Origin of the sequence: Glaciecola sp. SC05 (genome assembly GCF_041380235.1) — a bacterium.
Taxonomy (GTDB): domain Bacteria; phylum Pseudomonadota; class Gammaproteobacteria; order Enterobacterales; family Alteromonadaceae; genus Glaciecola.
On sequence record NZ_JBGIYY010000008.1, the window covers coordinates 196137 to 217699 of the forward strand.

The following is a 21563-nucleotide window of genomic DNA, read 5'->3' on the forward strand; positions in this document are numbered from 1 at the left end:
GCAACTGACAAAGGCAAGCAAACTATTTAAGTAGTAGAAAGAGCAGATTTATCTGCTCTTTTTTTTGCCCATATCGCCCGCAAGTTACCTGAGTGTGTAGCTGTGGATGTCTGTAAATTGTAAAAGATTATTGGCGCAGAATGTTACTGATTGTGCAGCAAAGGCAAGGCTTAAAAAACGAATGTGCTAGCATCTTGGCATTATCGCTGTTTGGACTTACTCGTTGTGAATGATAAATAGCAAATGAATGTGTAAATTGTTGAGGAAACCATTGGATGATTGTAGATTCTGAAATGATCGGTCGCGCACAAAGCTCCCTTCGAACAAGCTTTATCGCTGATGCTTTGGCGATGCCGGTGCACTGGTATTATCGCACAATGGATATACAGCGGGCGTTTGACGGAGGTATTCAGAAGTTTGAAGCAGCACCTCAATTCCATCCTTCGTCTATTATGTCCTTGCACTCAACGAGCAGCGGCGGTCGACAGTCATCACGTAACGCACCAGCGCCTAAAATTGTGGGAGAGGTTATTTTAAAAGGCAAAGCGCAACATTGGGACGTACCCAATGTTCACTATCATCAAGGAATGGCGGCAGGCGAAAATACCTTAAATGCGCAGTGTACGCGCGTTTTGATGCGCTCGATGATTGCTAATGAGCATGCTTATGACAAAGAAGCATTTGTGGCCGACTACATTGCATTTATGACCGCTGGCACACCTTTGCATAACGACACCTATGCCGAATCTTACCATCGCGGTTTCTTTGCTAATTATGTGCAGGGCCGCGCACCGCTAAAATGTGCCATGAAGACTCATGACACCGCGTCTATTGGTGGTTTGGTTACGCTAGCACCCTTAGTTTTTCGCTTGAAGCTGAGCGGCGCAGATATAAGCGACATTCAGGTAAGCTGTCGCGAGCATATTGCATTGACACACCCTGATGAAGAATTAATGCGAGTCAGTGATCGCTACGTTATTTTGTTGTGCTCTTTGATGGATAACCCTGACGAAGACAACTTAAAAATACTGTTGGCGGCGGCGGGCAAACAGCATAAAAGCTTTGATGTTGCAGGATTGGTTAAACGAGACTTGCCCGATCAGCAAGTAGTAGGGCACATTTTCTCATCGGCTTGCTATATTTCAGATTCCTGGCCGGTTGTGCTTTATTTAGCCTATAAATACCGAAACGAGCCATTTAAAGGACTGTTAGCAAACACCAACTTAGGCGGTGACAATGTTCATCGAGGCATGGTGCTTGGCGCAATATTCGGTTTGCTGACTAACGATATCGCTAGTCAGTGGTTTGAAAAGCTTGTGGAGCATGAGGCTATTGGTAATGAAATTGACGCACTTATCAGCGCGGCAATCTCTCCCAAATAGTGACTTCAGACAGTGTGTGTTGAAACTTATGTTGGGTCTCACGGATCACAAAAGGTAGTTTTTGTGGTTCTGAGATCAGTTTGAACTCTCCTGAAAGCTGGTCTTTTAGACCGTCTAAGGTCGTGTAATTTTCACCATCCTTTTTAAAGCCACCAATCCATTCTTCTTTTGGCGTGTGCTCTTCGAGCCAAGTATAAGGTGAGGCAATGACAAGTAGGCCGCCATCATTAATACGCTCCCCAATACTCTGTAAAAATTTTGAGGGTTGATACAGCCTATCGATGAGATTCGCGGCTAACACTAAATCGTAGCCGCTAAACTCTGGCTTGAGATTGCAGGCATCGCCCTGATGAAAAGACACACGCTGAGCGGTTTTTTCAAGCCCTAAAGTCTCGAGGCTGCGAGTGTGATAACTGACGAGCTCACCCTCTTCAGGGCGGGCATATCTTACAAAGCCCTGAGAGGCCATTTCAACGCCAAGGCGGATAAAGTTGCTAGAAAAATCGATACCGTCTACCGCATCAAATGTATCGGCTAATTCAAAGCTTGCACGTCCGCAGGCGCATCCTAGGTCTAGGGCTTTGCTGGTATTTAAGTCTTGTTTAGCTGACAGGGCTAGCCCTACAAGTGCTTTTGGAAAATTCTCTACCGAGTGCCAATTATCACCAAAGTGAAACTCTGCATATTGGGCAAGCAACTGGTCGCTTTCATAATAAGCCATAGTGTGTGTAGCCTTGTGTTCTGCGCAGACGTATCGAAACCCCGCGTGCTGAAAAAAGTGAGGTCTAAACGCATATCGCGCGCTTAGACGTGTTTCATTGCCGGTTGAGATCCAAGACCCGCCTTTAATGAGCTTGTGCTCGCCGTCAAAAGTAGGGGTGGTAAAATCGTCGTATATGGGATGTACTTTGAAATCATCAAAGGGGTAAATAGGCGTTTCAGTCCATTGCCAGACGTTACCCACGACATCAAACCACTGACCGTGTTGAAACTGAGTCACCGGCGATGCCGAGGCATAGTGGTCTAAATGCAAATTGGCATTGGCAGGCTCTTCACTGAGCTCTGATATACCTGCAACTGCGCATAAGCGATACCACTCGTCTTCGGTGGGCATGCGTATGGATTTATCAGTGTGTTCTGATTTCCATTGGCAAAATGCCTTTGCTTCATGATAGTTGACCTCTGCCGGCCAATCCCAAGGCATGGGTATTTCTTGAGTCATCACCCGCAAGTGCCATGCATCATTGTGTAAGCACCAAAAGCTCGGATGCTGCGCCTGACTGTATTCTCGCCAAGCGAACCCTTCGTCACTCCAGTATTTTGCCTGCTGGTATCCACCGGCCTCTACAAAACCCAGAAACTCCTGATTACTTACCAAATATTGACTAGCCTGAAACTCTTTGACAAGTGCTTGGTGGGTTCCATACTCGTTATCCCAGCCATAGCGGTCGGCGTCAAAGGCTTTTCCTAATTTAACATCACCGGCTGGAACGGTGATTAACGCGTTTTCCGGCGCAGTATGGCTGACGGTGCAAGCTGACCACTGCGGGTGGCTTTTCACCTTTGAGATATCGAGTTGACGAATCAATACCGAAGAGGTTTCAAGGTGAATACGCTCATGCTCAATTCCCATAATGATGGGCCACCAAGGGCTTTCCCAGTCAATCGGGAGACTCAATTCAATGCTGTTGATGAGCGCCAGAACAATGGCCCTGACTTCATTACGGTAACTCAATACTTCATTCACCGTTGGCCATTCAAAGTCATCGTCGTTAATGGTGTCCCAGCTCATTTCATCAACGCCCACCGCAAAGCAAGACTCAAATGCTGGATTGACGCGCTGATTGATCATTTTTGCGAGGATCAACTTGTTGATAAAGAATGTCGCGGTATGCCCAAGGTAGAATATTAGCGGGTGGCGCAGGCTTATAGACTGCTTGTAAAAGCCGTCTTCACTGGCAATACATTGAAACAAATGCGTGTAGGTGTCAAAGGTATTGATAAAATAACGGGCTATTTCTTTGCGTTTTTCAGCAAGGTCGCCACTGCGTAAATCTGGGGTTCTGTGTTGCGCTATCGTTGTTGCCGAATTGCTTGTTGATTCTAGGGCGTGTGAGCCTAGCGAAAAAGGTACCATGTTTTAAAACATTCCTTATTTACAGCATTTATTTGTACTATATTTAGTAAATCGTTAAATCGTTAAATCGTTCATTGTAGCAAGCACAGGCGATTAATATTTACAGCATTCTAATAGGCGCTTGCGGATCGCCTTTGTTATTAGATAGACCTGAACAGGGCTTCTAATATTTCAAAGGGCTCCGTTATGAAGTAGTGGCCAAAATAAGTCAATGTTATTGGTGCATTTGACAGAGTCTAACTGGCTGGTAATATTTCCAGTGCCTTTTTACTACGTGAAATGTATTTTGTCATTATCCTCCAATGAGTTCCAATCTTTATTAATAAACGTGCTTCAGACATTTCGTTCGCAGTTTATAGTCGGTATCAGTGAATTCGAACTGATTAGGGCGCTGCAGTCGCCGCCGTTCCTATTATTTGACAACAAAGCTCTACAAGATCCACTGGTACTGTTTCAGACGCATTTTGTATTGTTTCATAGCCTTTATCACTTGCGGCAACGATGGAGAGCGCAAAACGTCGGTGAATTGGATATCGGACTTACTCAAATTGTGCTAAAACCCACCTTAAAATCAGCAGCCAATATAATACAGACAAAAGACCCGCTTGCTGACTACTATCTGGATTGGACCAATTTTTCTCAGACAGATGCAGACGATGTGGAGAATTTGTTAAACAGTTTTTGGGAAAAGATGGCGGGGACGGATTTAGGGGCTGCGCTCAGCGAAACTGAAATTGAAGCAGCTTGTCGTACCATGGAAATGCCATCGCTGGATAATGTTGATGTGTTGACGCTTAAACATGCATATCGGCGGCTGCAGCATCAAAATCATCCGGATAAGGGCGGCAACATTGAGAAATCCCAAGCGATACTGCAAGCTTATACGCAACTATATAAACATCTGAGTAAAGGGCATTAGGCGTTGATTTTGCCTTCACTAAGTCGAAGACTCATTACTAAATTATAGGACCGATTGATGATAACAATTTTAAAATGGCTAGGCGTGCTTGCTATGTGTTTAATGATTGCTGCCGGCATCGCTTGGTGGGCGATTGGCCCAGACTGGCGTGCTCTGTTGTTAGATCCACCTCAAGACGCCAACGTTTTATTTTGGTCACAGAGCCAGCGAGATGTTGGCTTTAAGATGACCGATAAGTTGCCGCAACTGATCAAGTCTAATGTTATCGAGCCAAGTCACACACCTCGAGATTTACCGATAGGAGCGCCACTTCCATTAGCCACCAATATGGACCTTTTCTTTGAACAGCAGAATTTGGCTGGTGCATTAATATTGCATAAGGGGCAAATTCGATTCGAACGCTATGGCATTGGGCATTCACCTGATAAGCGCTGGACCAGTTTTTCGGTGGCAAAATCGCTTACCTCAAGTTTAGTGGGCATGGCTTTAAAAGACGGCTACATAGGTAGTCTGGATGATAAAGTGTCACAATATATTGAGGGCTTAAAAGGTTCAGCCTATGACGACGTGACCATTCGCCAGTTGTTAACCATGACCTCGGGCGTAAAGTGGAATGAAGACTATTCAGATCCGCAGTCTGATGTAGCAAAATTTAATAATCATATCGCCAGCGACGGTTTACCCTCTATCGTGAGCTATATGCGTAAACTGCCCAGGGCGCACCCAGCGGGTCAACAATGGCACTATTCTACCGGAGAAACAAACCTCATTGGAATCTTGGTGGGGGAATCGACGGGTCGCCCTCTTGCGCAATATTTAAGCGAAAAAATATGGCAGCCCTTTGGTATGGCAGATAAAGCCAGCTGGCTATTGAGTTCCGACGGTTTGGCCATTTCAGGGTGTTGCATACAGGCCAGCCTGAGAGATTTTGCTCGCTACGGCTTGTTTGTATTAGAAGATGGCAAGATAAACGGCAGCGCGACCTTACCGGATGGCTGGATGGCAATGGCCACAAGTAAGCAAACCGACATTGGCCGCGAAGGCAGAGGATATGGGTTTCAGTGGTGGACTTTCGATGATGGCAGCTTTACTGCGCGCGGTATTTTTGGGCAAACCATTTTTATCGACCCCAAACGACAACTTGTTGTGGCCTTTAACGGCAACTGGAAAAACGCTACCGAGCCTGAGCTAAACAAGGCGCGTTTTGAGTTTATTGATGAGGTTCGATTACTGCTTGATGAAGAAGCGAAGTGAGCCGAGCCGGAGATAACCGAATATAACCAAGCACTCCAAAATCTTGTATACTCGCGTTCAATTTTACTTTGGGGTTTTGTGTCTTGAAAAAAGCAGTGTTAATAATAATGGCTTTGAGTATCTCTGCTTGTGTAGTGGTCCCGCAAACTGACTACTCGCAAAAATATAAATGTGAACTATCGAGCGATAAGAAAGTGTTAAAACTGGTGAATCTTTTGGAAAACGATACAAGTTTTTATGCTTGGACCGATGAAACCTTAGCACTCATTTCAGTACCTACATCTGCGATTCTGTCTGCTAGCTATGTGTTGGTAAATAATGTTTATCATATCGGTGAGCGAACGATTAAGTGCGGTTAGCGCAACGCAGTCGAGTAGTATGCATATTTACACCTAAAGGACAGTTTCAGCCGCTAATCTGATTTTGTATGCTTTGCGTTATCTTGAATATATTTGATTAGGGAATATCAGATGACAGCAAAGCAGGGATTTGCTCGCCCCCAATTGGGTTTGACGCTTGTAGAAATACTCATTGGATTGGCATTACTGAGTATAGTGTTTGGGTTCGCCGCACCAAGCGCGGTGAGTATAATTGACAAGCATCGCATTACTGCGCAGGTTAATTATATGAGCAGCGTACTGCAATATACCCGTCATCACGCTGTCGACCAGCACATAATCGCGGCACTTTGTCCGTCGGACGATTTACGTACCTGCAATGTGAACGATTGGAATTTGCCCAAAATGCTGTTTGCCGATCACAACCACAATGGTATGCGCGATCAAAATGAAGCCCTTATCCACGCCACGCCAAAGATGCCTAGTGGTGTATTTATGCGTGGGCCAAATAAGATTGTGCGTTTTTACGAAGATGGCACCATTGGCACGCCCACCACGATTTTGATTTGTCCGCAGCGTGCCCAGCAAACATTGAACCGAGCCTTATTTATCAGCCTGCAAGGCCGTGTGCGCCCTAGTCAAGATACGAACCAAGACGAAATTCATGAGCGAGGAAATAAGCAAGCCTTGGTATGCGTCTAATTAAGCTCATTTTGAGCCATTCAATTTATTACCTCCCTGCGTAATTTGGCGGCATCTTTTGGATGCCGTTTTTTTTGTCTTTTACAGAACCCGAACGCAAAGGATCCGATTTCTATCTTTTGGGTCTATGTTTAGTCGGCTAAAAACGCTATTGTTTTACTCTGCACTGAGTAGCTGCAAGTCAGTGCAAATATCTCAGCGCAATGAACTTAATAAAAGGAGACAGGATGCAATATCTTCACAGCATGATCAGAGTTAAAGATTTGGACAAAACCCTACACTTTTTTTGTGAACTGTTAGGCTTAGTAGAGCTCAATCGTTACGACAGTGAAAAAGGGCGGTTTACCCTCGTATTTTTGAGTGCACCTGAAGATATCGAGTTAGCCGAACAGCGCAAAGCGCCTTTGCTTGAACTGACTTACAATTGGGACAATACCGAAGACTATGATGGCGGTCGAAATTTTGGGCATTTGGCTTATCGCGTAGAAAATATTTATACCTTGTGCCAAGCACTTATGGACGGCGGTGTAGACATTTTACGCCCTCCTCGTGACGGGCACATGGCCTTTGTTAAGTCGCCCGATGGTATTTCCATCGAGTTGTTGCAAGCGGGAGAGTCTCTCGCTGCGCAGGAGCCTTGGTTGTCGATGGAAAATAAAGGCAGTTGGTAATGATGTGTTGATATTCCAAAGGCTAGGCAAATTCAGTATTACCGTATCTCTGCTGTAGATGAGATGCTGTTCATGTAAAAGGCAAATAGAAAATGTGCCTTTTTTAGCTCATGTCAGTAAACAACTTAGTCAATATTATTAAAAGAGGCTACATGCCAATCACCCAACATACTGCCTCATCCTTCAGCAAAGCAGTTTTTTGTACAATTGTCTTAGCGTTCAGCTCTATTTCACTTGCTCAACAAACCGATTCTCCAGACCGTAACCTGACTGGTTTTGAAGCCGGAGATGAAGCACAGCCGCTGTGGGAATTTGGTGCGGGTGGCGGGTTTGTTGAAGTGCCAAATTATCCCGCATCAAGCGAACGTAACTTCGTTGCATTGGCAGCGCCGTATGTCATTTACCGGGGAGACGTGTTTCGAATCGGCGGTGGCGGCGGAGCTCGCGCGGTGGTAGTAGAAGACAGCACCTTTGAGCTCGACATTTCTGTGGGCGGCGCATTTTCTGCTGACAGTGACGATAATACCGCTCGTGAAGGCATGCCTGAATTAGATTTATTGCTCGAAATTGGCCCGCAGTTACTGTATCGAATGAAAGATTTTGAGTTTGATAGTGGCGGAGAAGGTCGTCTCAATCTGCGTTTACAGGCCAGAGCTGTATTTTCTACAGATATAAAACGTATTGATCACCGAGGCTACGTTTTTGAACCTGAATTGTCTTATCAGCAGCGCGGTACCTTGTTTCCTGATACGGCGCTTAACTTATCGTTCAGTGCAGTGTTTGCAACAGAGGATTTACAAGATTATTTTTACGAGGTCGATGATGAGTTTGTTACCGCTAATCGTAACGCTTTTGACGCAACGGGCGGCTACTTAGGCTCGCAGCTATCTGCGGGTTTGTCGTTTCCAATATTTGAGAATATGAGGGGCTTTTTAGGCGGCAGCGCAAGATTTCATGCGGGTGCAGCCAATGAAGACAGTCCTTTGTTTGAAAAAGATATCACTTACAGCATTGGCGTTGGCTTTGTGTGGCGAATGTATGAATCAGAGGCGATTGCTAGCTGGTAGAGGCTAGGCGCACAAGCAAGTAATGCACTTGCACAATATCTTTAAATTTGAGCTAACAAAAATACGTTTTTGAGCGATAACCTATACATCAGAAACGTTAATTGGAGGCCAGATGTATACCCTTTCGCAAGTGCAGATAGATATGGCACGAAATTCAACGGATGACTTTAATTTATTCCACGATCAATTTCGTTGGGGCTGGATAAAGCAAAACCCGTTTACAGGCCCCATTGCACTTGGTTTCCAACTAGGTTGTTTAATTGAAACCCATATTCCCAAAAACAGCCCGCATGTTACCGTAGATATGCTCAGGTTCAGCAGTTTTGAACTAAAATTTGCAAATTGCGTGATGGTTGGAGACAAAATAGATGTCGAGTTTAAGAAGGGTCGTCTATCTAAAAACGAAAATGGCAAGCAGTTTTCTACTCGTGTGTGTTTAAAAGCGAATGGAAAACCCGCAATGATAGGGTTTAAGCGTGACGGTGAATACCCAACGCTAAATTTGGATTTACCTGAAATCTTAGTGTCGCAGCTCAAAGATTTGCCGGATAGAAGTTTTGTGTTGGACAATCAATATTTTTTAAAACGCAAATGGATGATTGTTGGTAACGCTAAAAACTTTTTGTTAAGCGCCTTTGCCGATCAGACGGTTTTTATCGACGAGTTTGCAAATAAAGTCACCTTTCCACAAATGTACCCACTGTCTTTATTGTCATCAGCCATGCTGGAGAGAGCGCAGGCAGCCAATTATGATTTGGTGCAAAACCCATTAATATATACATCCCAGCATCTCAGCATAGATAAGGTTCAATTAAAAGAAATGCGTAGCAATGATGCCTTAAATATATTGGTCAAACAGCCGCAGTATTTACCCGGCGGCATTCAGCGCTTTGACTGTTTTGGTTTTGTTAATCAGCAAACCCCATTGTTTATGGCGCAAGTTGATTTAATATCTGTAAGTGATATGAAGGTCAAATAACCACTCAAACATGCATCAGTAATTACCCCTACAAACCCTCTACACCTAACATTTTATCGTTTTTGAACACTCCCGCTTGCTGCGAGGCAAGTAGCAAGTTTTCAGTTGTGCTCATCAATTCTTGAGCCGAAGAGCCGCCAGCCGGAGCCGCAATGGTATAAGCGATCGTGCATCGCATGTTTTCAACTGAAGTTTGATGTGTCGACATCGCATTTGGTGTTTTTAACTGTTGCATGATCTGCGCTGACTTCATATTAGCACCCTGTGGACCGCAGTCAGATAACAGCAGCCCAAAGGTATTTTCGTTAACTGAGGCCAGCAAATCACCAGGTCGAGCGCCTACTTTGCACAGATTGTCGGCAATTCTGGCGGAGATGGCATAATATTCGTCCCTATTAATGCCTCCCTTTAAACTCGGTAAATTGTCTACGCGAATGAGTAGTAGCGATAGATGATGCCAATAGCGTGCACAGCGAGCCCATTCTTGTTTCAGCACGTCTTTGAACTTCGCTGCATTGGGCAAATGTGTCAGGGGATCGATATAGATCAAGGATTCTAAGCGCATCGTTTTATGGTATTGGGTGATATGGCGTTTAAGTCGAGCAAGCAATTCTGAAATATGTGCATGTTTTACAATACAGTCGGCAGCGCCGCTTGAGAATGCTTGTGAGTGAAGATTGGGATTTGAATTGAGGCTGAGCAATATAACCGGCACGTCCTGAAAGTATCGGTTTTCTTTGATGCGATGGCAAAACGCTAATGCATCCTCGGTTTGTTTATCTGCGTCGATTAAAATGGCATCTGGGAGCGGTGATCTATTAACGGCTTCCCATGCGCTATCTAAGGATGGCATTAAAATAAGTTCATAGTATTCGCCAAGCAGGGCTGCATAGCTATCTGCAGACTGCTCCGCGCTATCAACTACCATCAAGCGATGTTTTTCTCGTCCAGCTTTTGCATCCCGCATTCGATTTCCCTTAGTTTAGCGCTCATAGCTTGCTAAAGCATACAGATGTTAATCAAATCCATCAAAATTTTACATAATATTTACACAGTTCGCAGGCAATGCTTGGAATCGAAACAATACATCAAAATATTTATTTCACTTAAAAGTTTACTTTTAATATCAGTTCGAGTGGTAACTTCATATTGTATCGCTATAATACGCACCTAAATTAAAGCCTCATACAATAGTAGGTGCGGCAATGAATCAAGAGCATGACAAGCCAGAAGAACAATGGACAATTGCAGACGCTGAAAGAGTATATGGTGTATCGAGTTGGGGCGGCGGTTACTTTGAAATCGGTGAAAACGGCAATGTGCACGTAATACCCGAGCCTCGCTTGAATGACGTCCGCATCGACATGAAAGCCGTTATTGACGAAATTCGTGAAGAAAACATTCAATTTCCGGTTGTAGTGCGCTTTCATGATGTATTGCGCTCGCAAGTAGTTACCTTAAATGAAACCTTTGCCGAAGTGATCAAAGAGGCAAGCTATCAAGGCAATTATCGCGGTGTTTACCCAATCAAAGTAAACCAGATGCGCGAAGTTGTCGAAGAAATCGTCGATGCAGGCAAACCTTATCATTATGGCTTAGAAGCTGGTTCAAAACCTGAACTGCTGGCGGTATTAGCGTATAACACGAATGAAGATGCCCTCACTATTTTAAATGGCTACAAAGACGAAGAATTTCTCAAATTAGCATTACTGGGCCGCAAACTGGGCCGAAAAGTGGTTGTGGTAATAGAGAAATTCAGCGAACTAATTATGCTAATTAAAGTATCTAAAAAATTAGGCATATCGCCTATTATTGGTCTTCGCGCCAAAATGCAGTCTAAGGGTCAAGGACGCTGGCAGGGCTCAAGTGGCGAGCGCGCCAAATTTGGTCTCAGCGTGTCAGAAATTATCAAATCTTCCCGCCTTCTAGAAAAAGAAGGGATGGCTGACACACTCAAGCTGCTGCATTTTCACATCGGCTCACAGTTACCTGAAATTCGTGCTATTAAAGATGCGGTAAACGAAAGTGCGCGTATTTATGCTGAGCTCGTTAAGATGGGCTTTGCGCTGGAGTATGTGGATGTAGGCGGCGGTTTAGGTATTGATTACGATGGTAGCCAATCTACGGCTGATTCTTCGCGCAATTACAGCGTAAAAGAATATGTGGCTGATGTGGTATATGGTTTGCGCGAAGTCTGCGACCTAGAGGGCGTTCCTCACCCGCATATTGTCACTGAAAGCGGTCGGGCGATTACCGCCCATCACAGCTGCGTGATTACTGAAGTCGTGGGCGAAATCAAGCCAGACGGCGCGCAAGTTGATACTACTGCGAGTGAGAAAGACCATATACTGCTAAAGAATATTCGTGATTTATCTGAGAATTTAAACGGTGAGCTTAATTTTCAAGAAGTCTACAACGACGCCACTCAATATAAAGAGCAGGCATCGGCGGCCTTTAAGCTGAGAGTCATTGGCCTCGAAGAGCTTGGAAAGATTGAAACCCTGTATTGGCAGATTATGCGTAAAGTTCAGCATTTCTACCGAAATGCTTCGTTTGTGCCGGAAGAAGTGCAGTCTCTGGACTTTTCGTTGTCATCGCAATACCTCTGCAACTTCTCGATTTTTCAATCGGCGGTTGACAGTTGGGCCATCGATCAAATTTTGCCGGTGGTGCCTATCACGAACCTGCACACTCGCCCAGTTAACAATGGTTCATTGGTTGATATTACCTGCGATAGCGACGGTAAAATCGATAAATTTGTAATTGAGCAAGCCATTGACAATGTAATCCCTATGCCTGATTACTCTGCAGATGAGCCGTTTTATCTTGGTTTATTTTTAACCGGCGCTTATCAAGATGTAATGGGCGACATGCACAATTTATTCGGTCGCTTAAATGAAGTGCATATCTTTAGTTATGATGATGATCCACAAGACTTTTACATCGAAGAATTCGTTAAAGGCTCAAGTGTGGAGCATGTATTGTCGGTAATGCAATATCACCCGAGTTCAATGGCTATTGATATTAAAAAGCAGATAGATAAAGAAGTGTCGGCAGGTAATATCAAGCCTAGAGAAGGTGTAAAGTGGACAGATTTTTATGAGCAGTGTTTGGCAGGGTACACCTATCTGAATACTGACGACTAAATCAATCCCTGATGATCGATGCCAAAGGGGCTAAAGGCTTTAACGCGGTTTCGGCCGTCCTTTTTGGCGTCATACAGGGCTTTGTCAGCTTGGTCAATTATATGACTGGGCTTTATTTTCATTACCGGCAGCACTGAGGTTACACCAAGACTAATGGTCACGCTTTTCAAACTGGTGAGTTTGGTGGCTTTGTGCTCTATACGTTGGTTTTGCACGTGATTTTGCAATCTATGCCCAAAAGCTAGCGCTCCTTTTGCATCAATTCCGGGTAAAATCACCGCAAACTCTTCACCACCATAGCGGGCAACCAAGTCTCCCTTTCGATTGGTTTGAGCTTCGATTAAATGCCCGATGTTCACTAAACAGCTATCACCCGCTACATGACCATAATGGTCGTTATATTCTTTGAAATGATCAATATCGAGTAATACCAGTGATAAAGATGTGTGATTTCGATAGGCGCGCCCGAGCTCAACCTCAAGCATCTCGTCAAAGTAGCGGCGGTTAAACAGGCCTGTGAGTGAATCCCGCCGGGAAATTTCATAGAGTTGTCGTTCTACTACTTTGCGTTTTTCAATTTCTTGCTTGTTCTGATAATTAAGCTCTATAGATTTTATAAACGCGCGATTGACCTTGCGAACCAGCAGTAAGTTGACCGCTGCAAACATTATAATTACAAGGCCAGCAATTAATGTTTCTCTTGTGCCCAGAGCCAATATATAAATGGCGGTAATGGCAGAGGCCGGCAAAATCAAAAGGGCGATAGCATAAATACTGGCGGCGTAACTCAGTGCTGTACTGCCAGTAATAAGAAATAGCATAGCGGTAACGCCCACTAGGTATTCAGGTCTCTCGACCGGAGTTACCACAATAAACACATATGCATATGATAGTGACATCATGACGGTCAATACAGACCAAAGCCTTACCCACAATGCTTGTGACAACTTTTCTTGATGGTATTTTTGATAGGCAACAGATAAGCCAAATCGAGCGCCACTGATCACTAAACTTATGATCACCCAGCTCAGTAACAAGCTTCTGTCTACGGCAGGAGAAAGCCAAAGGCCATAAAGACAGATAATTGCCAGGTGCCCGAGCAGCACGGTGCTAGATTGAGAAAACATCAAGTCGATGACATCGGCCTTGGTTCGTTGGCTAATGCTATTTTCATGATTATCGGATGAATGATCTAGGTTCAATTTTCTGCTCGGATTACGTGCTGAATATTTATATTAGCAAAAATATTTACACAATTGTCGATGAACAATATTATCGGCATCGACGACTAATTAATTAGCGCGATAGGCGTCAATGGTTTGTTTCCAAAAATCGGCAGTAACTTCGTTGATCAAATTACTTTCGGCATTCATCAAAAATGCATAGCCTACGCCTAATTCAGGTGAAAATGACACATCTGCACGATAGCCCTGTACCCAGCCGCCATGGTAATTTAACTGCACACCTTCAAAATTATAAACACGCCAGCCTAAGCCATAATGTGCGCTACGCAAGTGTTGTCGCCATCCTCGTCTGCGCATTTCACCTTTTGTTTGCACTCTGGGGAGCGTCATTTCGGTAACCATGTCGGAGGTGATCACATCGGGATACTCTAAAAGCATTGCGCGTAGCCAAATTTCCATATCTTTTGCACTAGCGTTGATACCAGCGGCAGGCGCAAAGCGGTAATAATCGTCTTTGACATTAACCTTCGCCCACTTGTTGCGGGCAATAGCCGCATGCGGTTTCGCCCAATTTGCCGATGACTCTAGTGCGTCTCTGCCTATCGTGGCATTCATTTTGAGAGGCCTTAATATTTGTTTTTGCAACTGCTGTGCGTAAGAGGTGTCGCGCATGGCGTAGTGTTCTTCTATCACTCCAAACAAGGCATTTTGATAGGTATAGCAGTAGCCGGGTTCGCACAAAGGTTCAAGATCTTGAAACTCATCCAGCACACGCGTGCGCTTATAGTTGGCTTCAATGAGGTTGTCGTAGGCGTTTGGCATAAACCCTGTTGATTGGCCAATGATATGCCTTAGCAGAAGCGGTTTATCTGGGTATTTATTAAAGTCATACTCTGGTGTTAGCGCGCTTAATGGTGTCTGCCAACTCAAGGTTGTTGCAATAGGATTTTCCGCAGCAATTAAAGTAGCGGTAAATGTTTTGGAAACCGACGCGAGTCGAAATACGGTATCGGTGTCAATCGCAGTGCCGCGCCTTTCTGTTTTTCCAAAGGCATAAAATGTGGCAGGCTTGCCTCGCTGAAGCACAACAAACGTAAAGCCTGGAATATTCCGCTTTTTGGCTTCGGCCCGCACTTTATTTGCAAAGTCGTGGGTCCACTGCAAATCGATGTCGGGGGTTTGCGCCCAAGCTTTTGCAAAAAAACCGAGACTCAGGTTCAGTGCAATCAAAATTAAAACTATGCGAGGTATGGTCATTTAATGGCTGCTTAATTTTTGCTCTTATTGGTATGCCAATTTTAATCGGCTAATTTAACAATGAGTTCCGAAAACAACGTGTCTTTTTTTATTATCATCGTACACTGTCGACTCATTACAAAAGCATACCACTAAATGATATCTGATGTTAACGATTGAACAATGTCAACGAGCGCGGATGGCCCGCGACCCGAGATTCGACGGCAAATTTTTTGTTTTGGTAAATACCACCGGTATTTTTTGTCGTCCGATCTGTAAAGTGCGAGCGCCCCTTGAGCATAATGTAGACTATGCATACTCTGCCATAGAGGCCATGCATAAAGGCTTTAGGCCTTGCTTGCGCTGTCGTCCCGATAGTGCGCCACAGTCGTTTGCTTGGCAGGGTGTTGAAACGACCGCAAAACGAGCGGCCAAACTGCTTACCGAGGATGTTTGCAGCAGCGTTGAATCAATCGCCAAGCGTCTGGGCGTGAGCCCTCGATATTTACATAAAATCATGCAAACGCATTTTAAAATTGCACCCAAGCAGTTTCGGATTTTCCATCAGGTGTTGCTCGCAAAAAGATTGTTGCAGAGTTCTAGCATGAGCGTTGAGCAAGTTGCACAAGGCGCGAGTTTTACAAGTGCCCGTCAGCTTCAGCATCATATGAAAACTACCACTGGCTTGACGCCTACACAAATACGCAAGGGTTTAAATGCCACAAAGCACAATAGCGACAAGCTGATTGGCAGTGCAAGTGGCAAAGCCAATCGCAAATCAAATGAAACGGCCGCTCCAAGTAAGGACAAAATATCGCTATTGCTGTCGTATCAAGGCGACTACGACTGGCCCTTAGTTCGGGGCTTCTTTGAGCGTCGTCTGATTGCCAACAATGAAATGATAAGCGATAACAGTTTAAGTAAAACGCTAAGCATTGGAAACCAACACCTTAGAGTGAATATGCAGCATCAGCCCAGTAAACATGCTTTTAACGTGAGCTTTGACTCACAGTTTGTTGGTCTAACCGGTCAAATCATCAGTAGCGTCAGTAAAATCTTAGATTTGCAGGCAAACCCCTATGTTATTTTCGAGGCGCTCAAACATACCGGGCTGTCGCCTAAACAAATAAATACGGGATTGCGCATTCCTGGTATTTGTACTCGCTTTGAAGCCGGTGTACGAGCGATTTTAGGTCAGCAAGTTTCAGTGCAAGCTGCGATTACGCAAGTGAATCGTCTGCAGCAAGGGCTGTGCGGTGATTCTGACAGATTTGTAACGCCGCAATTGATCGCGCAATCAGACCTCGCTTTTTTAAAAATGCCGGCCGCCCGAAAATTGGCCCTGATCGAATTTGCCAGCATGATGGCTGAAAATGAAGACGCCGGGTTTGAGCAGTGGTTAGCCATAAAAGGGATTGGCCCATGGACAGTCAATTACGTTAGGCTCAGAGCAAGCGACGATACCGACGTTTGGCTAAATACCGATTTAATTATCAAACAGCAAATTGCGGCATTTGCGCAAGGCGGCCAAGCACTTAATGACGCGCAAGCTGCGCCATGGCGAAGTTATCTTACGCTGACTTTGTGGAATTTATCGTGAGCCTTCTACCATATCACTTGCAAGAGTTTTTAATATGAATCAATTAACGCATACGTCTCCCCAGTTAAACCGCAGCCAACTCAATACGCCAGTAGGATATGTGCAAATATTCGCCAATGCGCAAGCGATTACGGCCATACAGTTTGCCGATGAGCCAATTCAAGAAAACCAAAATCATGTCTCAGCGATGGGTAAGCAGCAACTCACCGAGTATTTTGACGCAAAGCGCATGGATTTTGATTTACCGTTAGCTGCTAACGGCACTGAATTTCAACAAACTGTGTGGCAAGCACTCATGGATGTAAGCTACGGCACTACTGCTTCATATTTAGATATCGCCAAAATGATCGGCAACGTAAAGGCATGTCGAGCCGTAGGTGCCGCAAATGGTAAAAATCCTATTGCTATTGTGGTGCCATGTCATAGAATAATCGGCACCAACGGAAAGCTCACCGGATATGCTGGCGGCATGTCGCGTAAATCCTTTCTATTATCCCTAGAGTCTAACCAACAGAGAATGTTTATTGAAAGCGTCTGATTTTGCCCAATTGCTGCTGCTAAGCGCAGTGTGGGGTTCTTCTTTTATGCTTATGAAAGAGGCGGTTCCTGCCTTTGGCGTGTTCGCTTTGGTTGAGCTGCGGGCATTGGGTGCTAGCTTGTTTTTACTGCCACTGGTGTTGTTGAAGCGTCAGGGAGGGGATATCATTCGTCATTGGCCAAAGCTGCTGCTTGTGGGTGTGTTTAATACGGCGGTTCCTTTTTGTCTATTCAATTACGCCGTACTGCATATGGATGCAGGGCTGGCCGCGATTTTGAATGCCACCGCGCCGATGTTTGGTGTGCTCATCGCCTATTTATATCTCAAAGAGTCGATTGGCTGGGTCGGAATAGCGGGCATTGCCTTGGGTTTTGCTGGTGTCATCGCGATTTCGATGGATCAAACCGATTTGCAAAGCCACGGCGTTGCTTCGTTATTGCCGGTGCTAGCCGCGCTAGTTGCTACCTTTTGCTATGGTTTAATGGCCTCTTATTTAAAACGTTATGTATCACAAGCAAAGCCCTTTGCTATCGCTGCGGGCAGTCAGATATTTGCCGCTATCGTGCTTGCCCCTCTGGCTATTTATCATATGCCCACAACGATGCCCAATGCCACTCAGTGGGGCAGTGCCTTAATATTGGCTTTTGTATGTACCGGCCTCGCATACGTTTTGTATTTTGACTTAATTTCTAAAATTGGAGCATCTCGCAGTATGACCGTGGGGTATTTAGTTCCGGTGTTTGGGATTTTTTGGGGCGTGGTTATTCTAGATGAAGTGCTCTCTATGGCATCAATTATTGGCGGCAGTCTAATTTTATTGGGCGTGATGATGGCAACAAATGCATGGTCGGTAATCAAACGTTTAGTGGCTGTTAAAAAGTCGGCTGACTCCGCTTAAAAACACGAAAGATACTGACAAGTAGCTTCGCTTTGGCTACACTTTGCACTCTTTGATTTTGAGGAAGCTTCATGGCGTTATCCGTGATCATTTTAGCAGCAGGGAAAGGCACTAGAATGAAGTCAGACCTACCCAAGGTCCTGCATACTTTAGCCAACAAACCTATTGTCGAACACATCATTGATACCGTTAAAAGTATCGACTGCGACAGCATCAACCTAGTCTACGGTCACGGAGGCGATTTACTCAAATCGGCTTTGTCGAATCATCAACTAAATTGGTGCTTGCAAGCAGAGCAGCTTGGCACTGGCCATGCAGTAATGCAGGCTGAGTCATTCGTAGGCGATGCCGATGACGTGCTGATTCTTGTCGGCGATGCCCCGCTCATCTCTAAGCAAACTCTCGAGCAGTTAGTTGCCGTCAAACAGTCTTGCGACTTAGCCTTGCTAACCGTAAATTTAGACGACCCTACCGGTATGGGCCGTATTGTTCGTGACCAAAGCAATGGTGACAACATCGTTGAGATTGTGGAGCACAAAGACGCCACCGATACGCAGCGCCTAATCACCGAAATTAATACCGGCATGATGATCATGTCAGGCCAAGACCTCAAGCGCTGGTTGGGCAAATTATCCAACAGCAACGCCCAAAACGAATATTACTTGACCGACGTTATCGCTATGGCGGCGTCTGAAGGTAAACGTATTCAGTCGGCTCAGCCGAATTGGCAAAAAGAAGTAGAAGGGATTAACAATCGTAAGCAGTTAGCTGCTCTTGAGCGCGCTTATCAACTAAAAATTGCTGATGAATTAATGGAACAAGGTGTTCGTCTTGCCGACCCTGCACGCATCGACGTGCGCGGCCAACTGACGGTGGGTAAAGACGTAAGCGTTGACATCAATGCCGTGTTTGAAGGTACGGTAGTGCTTGGCAACAATGTGAGTATTGGGCCTAACTGCGTGCTGAAAGACTGTGAAATTGGCGACGGTACTAATATCGAAGCTTTCTCCCATATCGAACAAGCTAAAACCCAAGCAAACTGCCAGATTGGCCCATATGCACGCTTGCGCCCAGGCAGCGATTTAAGTGCCGGCGTGAAGGTTGGCAATTTTGTTGAAATCAAAAAAGCCAATATTGGTAAAGGCTCCAAAGTAAACCACTTAAGCTACATTGGTGATGCGCAAATCGGCGAAGCCGTAAACATTGGTGCAGGCACCATTACCTGTAACTACGATGGTGTGAATAAATTTAAAACTAATATTCAAGACGGCGTGTTTATTGGCTCTAACAGCTCCTTGGTTGCGCCGGTGACTATCGAAAAAGGCGCGACCGTTGGTGCAGGCAGCACTATTACAAAAGCCGTAGCGGCCGATAATCTAGCTATTGCACGCGGTAAGCAGCGCAATATATCTAACTGGCAAAAACCAAGTAAAAAATAACGCAGACAGGAAGTAAACTATGTGTGGAATCGTTGGCGCAGTAGCCGAACGTAATGTGGTGCAGATATTATTAGAGGGTTTACGCCGCTTAGAGTATCGCGGGTATGATTCGTCGGGCGTGGCGCTCATTCATAATGAGAGTCTAAACGTGACTCGTCGTGTTGGAAAAGTCAAAGAGCTAAGTGACGCGATAAACGATGTGAATGGTGTTGGCGCCACGGGCATTGCGCACACGCGCTGGGCCACGCATGGCGGCGTAACTGAAGCCAATGCACATCCACATATCAGCGAAGACCGCTTTGCAGTGGTGCACAACGGCATCATTGAAAACCACAAAACCTTGCGCAGCGACTTAACTAGCAAAGGCTACGCGTTTAATTCTGACACAGATACCGAAACCATTGCCCATACCATAGCCGAACTCCGTAAAAATACCGATTCACTGTTACAAGCGGTATTGCAAGCAGTGCCAACGTTTCATGGTGCTTACGGCACAGTCATTATTGATAAACATGACCCATCAACCATGGTAGTGGCTCGTTCGGGCTCACCGTTGGTGATTGGTTTAGGCATTGGTGAGAACTTTATTGCCTCTGATCAAATGGCATTGTTGCCTGTTACCCGCCGCTTTATCTTTTTAGAAGAAGGTGATGTGGCTGAAATTACCCGCACTACCGTGAAAATTATTGCGGCCGACGGACAAGAAGCTAAACGCGATATCGTGGAATCTAACGTCGAGCATGATGCGGGTGATAAAGCTGGCTATCGTCACTACATGCTAAAAGAAATTTATGAGCAACCAGCGGTTATTCGTAATACTTTAGCTGGCCGAGTTAGTCCAGACGGTATTGCAGAAGATGTCTTTGGCGAAGGGTCTGAAGCAGTTTTTGCAAAAACCGAACATATTAAAATCATTGCCTGCGGCACCAGTTACCACTCAGGAATGACAGCCAAGTATTGGCTTGAAGCTTATGCTGGAGTGTCGTGCGATGTCGAAATTGCCTCTGAGTTTAGATACCGTAAATCGGTAGTAAAACCTAATAGCTTGTTGATTACCATCTCTCAATCGGGTGAAACTGCCGATACTCTAGCGGCGCTTAAATTAGCTAAAGAAAGCGGTTATATGTCGAGCTTAGCTATTTGTAACGTAGATGGATCGTCATTAGTTCGTGAGTCATCACTATCGTTTATGACCAGAGCTGGTGCAGAAATAGGTGTGGCGTCTACCAAGGCATTCACAACGCAGCTAGCCGGATTTTTAATGTTAGTGCTGGCCATTGGTAAGCATAACAAGATGCCTGAAGAGCTGCAAAAAAGCATCTTACAGGCCTTAGCAGAGTTACCTAGCAAATTAGAAGAAACGCTGACTTTGGCGGACGAAATTGACCAGCTTGCAGAAGAGTTTTCAGATAAACACCACAGCTTATTTTTAGGCCGAGGCGACCAGTATCCTATCGCAATGGAAGGCGCACTGAAACTTAAAGAAATTTCCTACATTCACGCCGAAGCGTACGCTTCTGGCGAGCTCAAACACGGTCCATTAGCCTTAATTGATGCTGACATGCCAGTAATTGTCGTAGCGCCAAACAACGAGCTACTCGAAAAGCTTAAATCAAATGTTGAAGAAGTGCGCGCTCGTGGCGGTATCATGTATGTGTTTGCCGATAAAGACGCCCACTTCGAATCGGATGAAACCATGCGCGTAGTCAACGTACCGCACTGCATGGAATCGATAGCGCCAATTGTCTACACTATTCCGCTGCAGCTGCTGTCTTATTATGTTGCTTTAATCAAAGGTACAGATGTTGATCAGCCTAGGAATTTGGCGAAGAGTGTGACGGTGGAGTGATAGTTGGGGAAGTATGTTTTCTCTTTGTGCGAGTATATTAATGTTTGAAACTGGATATTAATGTTTGAAACTAGACATTAAAGTTTGAAACTCAGACACACTAGCTTCTCGCATTTGCTCTTCGCTTCCTGTAATTAAAAAACGAACCTCTCGGTTCGTTTTTTATACGGCCTACAAATTAGGCTTAACTAATGTTAATTTGCACCCTAAAGGCACCACCCATT

General features: G+C 45.0%; 18 protein-coding genes. 14 read left to right on the forward strand and 4 right to left on the reverse strand.

The genetic code is table 11. The annotated features are described in order from the left end of the window. Nucleotides 1-275: 275 nt before the first annotated feature. Complete coding sequence (locus AB9H30_RS09535) at nucleotides 276-1382, forward strand: ADP-ribosylglycohydrolase family protein (RefSeq protein ID WP_371194435.1); 1107 nt, start codon at nucleotides 276-278, stop codon at nucleotides 1380-1382. On the opposite strand, the gene ovoA is transcribed toward AB9H30_RS09535, so the two are convergent. Beyond that, the gene (ovoA, locus tag AB9H30_RS09540) at nucleotides 1357-3519 is read right to left on the reverse strand and encodes a 5-histidylcysteine sulfoxide synthase (protein ID WP_371194436.1); all 2163 of its coding nucleotides are present in this window, start codon (nucleotides 3517-3519) and stop codon (nucleotides 1357-1359) included. The two genes, AB9H30_RS09535 and ovoA, sit on opposite strands and share 26 nt — an antisense overlap. Before the next feature lie 226 nt (nucleotides 3520-3745). On the opposite strand from ovoA, the gene AB9H30_RS09545 reads away from it, so the two are divergent. The 7 genes from AB9H30_RS09545 to AB9H30_RS09575 all read left to right on the forward strand — a co-directional run bounded on the left by AB9H30_RS09545 (nucleotide 3746) and on the right by AB9H30_RS09575 (nucleotide 9449). After that, nucleotides 3746-4438: a DNA-J related domain-containing protein gene (locus AB9H30_RS09545; RefSeq protein ID WP_371194437.1), complete on the forward strand. Its 693-nt coding sequence runs from the start codon at nucleotides 3746-3748 to the stop codon at nucleotides 4436-4438. Nucleotides 4439-4495: 57 nt separating this feature from the next. Then, a complete protein-coding gene (locus AB9H30_RS09550) occupies nucleotides 4496-5692 on the forward strand; it encodes a serine hydrolase domain-containing protein (RefSeq protein WP_371194438.1) in 1197 nt (398 codons plus the stop codon). Nucleotides 5693-5799: 107 nt separating this feature from the next. Next, nucleotides 5800-6051: a hypothetical protein gene (locus AB9H30_RS09555; protein WP_371194439.1), complete on the forward strand. Its 252-nt coding sequence runs from the start codon at nucleotides 5800-5802 to the stop codon at nucleotides 6049-6051. 111 nt (nucleotides 6052-6162) lie between these two features. Next, nucleotides 6163-6732 carry a GspH/FimT family pseudopilin gene (locus AB9H30_RS09560; RefSeq protein ID WP_371194440.1) on the forward strand — a complete coding sequence of 190 codons (570 nt, stop codon included), beginning with the start codon at nucleotides 6163-6165 and terminating at the stop codon, nucleotides 6730-6732. Nucleotides 6733-6959: 227 nt separating this feature from the next. Beyond that, nucleotides 6960-7403: a VOC family protein gene (locus AB9H30_RS09565; protein ID WP_371194441.1), complete on the forward strand. Its 444-nt coding sequence runs from the start codon at nucleotides 6960-6962 to the stop codon at nucleotides 7401-7403. Between the two features lie 152 nt (nucleotides 7404-7555). Further along, the gene (locus AB9H30_RS09570) at nucleotides 7556-8470 is read left to right on the forward strand and encodes a MipA/OmpV family protein (protein WP_371194442.1); all 915 of its coding nucleotides are present in this window, start codon (nucleotides 7556-7558) and stop codon (nucleotides 8468-8470) included. Between the two features lie 112 nt (nucleotides 8471-8582). After that, the gene (locus AB9H30_RS09575) at nucleotides 8583-9449 is read left to right on the forward strand and encodes a hypothetical protein (RefSeq protein ID WP_371194443.1); all 867 of its coding nucleotides are present in this window, start codon (nucleotides 8583-8585) and stop codon (nucleotides 9447-9449) included. A 28-nt stretch (nucleotides 9450-9477) separates the two neighbouring features. Here the strand turns inward: AB9H30_RS09575 and AB9H30_RS09580 are convergent, their stop codons facing one another. Continuing rightward, on the reverse strand, nucleotides 9478-10416 hold the full coding sequence (locus tag AB9H30_RS09580) for a diguanylate cyclase domain-containing protein (RefSeq protein ID WP_371194444.1): 939 nt from the start codon (nucleotides 10414-10416) through the stop codon (nucleotides 9478-9480). Between the two features lie 238 nt (nucleotides 10417-10654). Here AB9H30_RS09580 and speA point away from each other — a divergent pair, with 238 nt between their 5' ends. Continuing rightward, complete coding sequence (gene speA / locus AB9H30_RS09585) at nucleotides 10655-12595, forward strand: biosynthetic arginine decarboxylase (protein ID WP_371194445.1); 1941 nt, start codon at nucleotides 10655-10657, stop codon at nucleotides 12593-12595. On the opposite strand, the gene AB9H30_RS09590 is transcribed toward speA, so the two are convergent. Both AB9H30_RS09590 and AB9H30_RS09595 read right to left on the reverse strand, forming a co-directional pair. Beyond that, nucleotides 12592-13797, reverse strand: a complete 1206-nt coding sequence (locus AB9H30_RS09590) for a GGDEF domain-containing protein (protein ID WP_371194446.1) — start codon at nucleotides 13795-13797, stop codon at nucleotides 12592-12594. The two genes, speA and AB9H30_RS09590, sit on opposite strands and share 4 nt — an antisense overlap. A 90-nt stretch (nucleotides 13798-13887) precedes the next feature. Then, nucleotides 13888-15036: a serine hydrolase domain-containing protein gene (locus AB9H30_RS09595; RefSeq protein ID WP_371194447.1), complete on the reverse strand. Its 1149-nt coding sequence runs from the start codon at nucleotides 15034-15036 to the stop codon at nucleotides 13888-13890. 145 nt (nucleotides 15037-15181) lie between these two features. On the opposite strand from AB9H30_RS09595, the gene AB9H30_RS09600 reads away from it, so the two are divergent. The 5 genes from AB9H30_RS09600 to glmS all read left to right on the forward strand — a co-directional run bounded on the left by AB9H30_RS09600 (nucleotide 15182) and on the right by glmS (nucleotide 21339). Then, entirely contained in the window at nucleotides 15182-16615 is a 1434-nt protein-coding gene (locus AB9H30_RS09600; protein ID WP_371194448.1) for an Ada metal-binding domain-containing protein, read from the forward strand. A gap of 34 nt (nucleotides 16616-16649) precedes the next feature. Next, complete coding sequence (locus AB9H30_RS09605) at nucleotides 16650-17153, forward strand: methylated-DNA--[protein]-cysteine S-methyltransferase (RefSeq protein WP_371194449.1); 504 nt, start codon at nucleotides 16650-16652, stop codon at nucleotides 17151-17153. Then, on the forward strand, nucleotides 17140-18051 hold the full coding sequence (locus AB9H30_RS09610) for a DMT family transporter (protein WP_371194450.1): 912 nt from the start codon (nucleotides 17140-17142) through the stop codon (nucleotides 18049-18051). Before AB9H30_RS09605 ends, AB9H30_RS09610 begins: the two co-directional genes overlap by 14 nt. A gap of 71 nt (nucleotides 18052-18122) precedes the next feature. Then, nucleotides 18123-19490 (forward strand): bifunctional UDP-N-acetylglucosamine diphosphorylase/glucosamine-1-phosphate N-acetyltransferase GlmU, encoded by a 1368-nt coding sequence (gene glmU / locus AB9H30_RS09615; RefSeq protein ID WP_371194451.1) that lies wholly within the window; start codon nucleotides 18123-18125, stop codon nucleotides 19488-19490. Between the two features lie 19 nt (nucleotides 19491-19509). Then, on the forward strand, nucleotides 19510-21339 hold the full coding sequence (gene glmS / locus AB9H30_RS09620; protein ID WP_371194452.1) for a glutamine--fructose-6-phosphate transaminase (isomerizing): 1830 nt from the start codon (nucleotides 19510-19512) through the stop codon (nucleotides 21337-21339). Nucleotides 21340-21563: the final 224 nt, after the last annotated feature.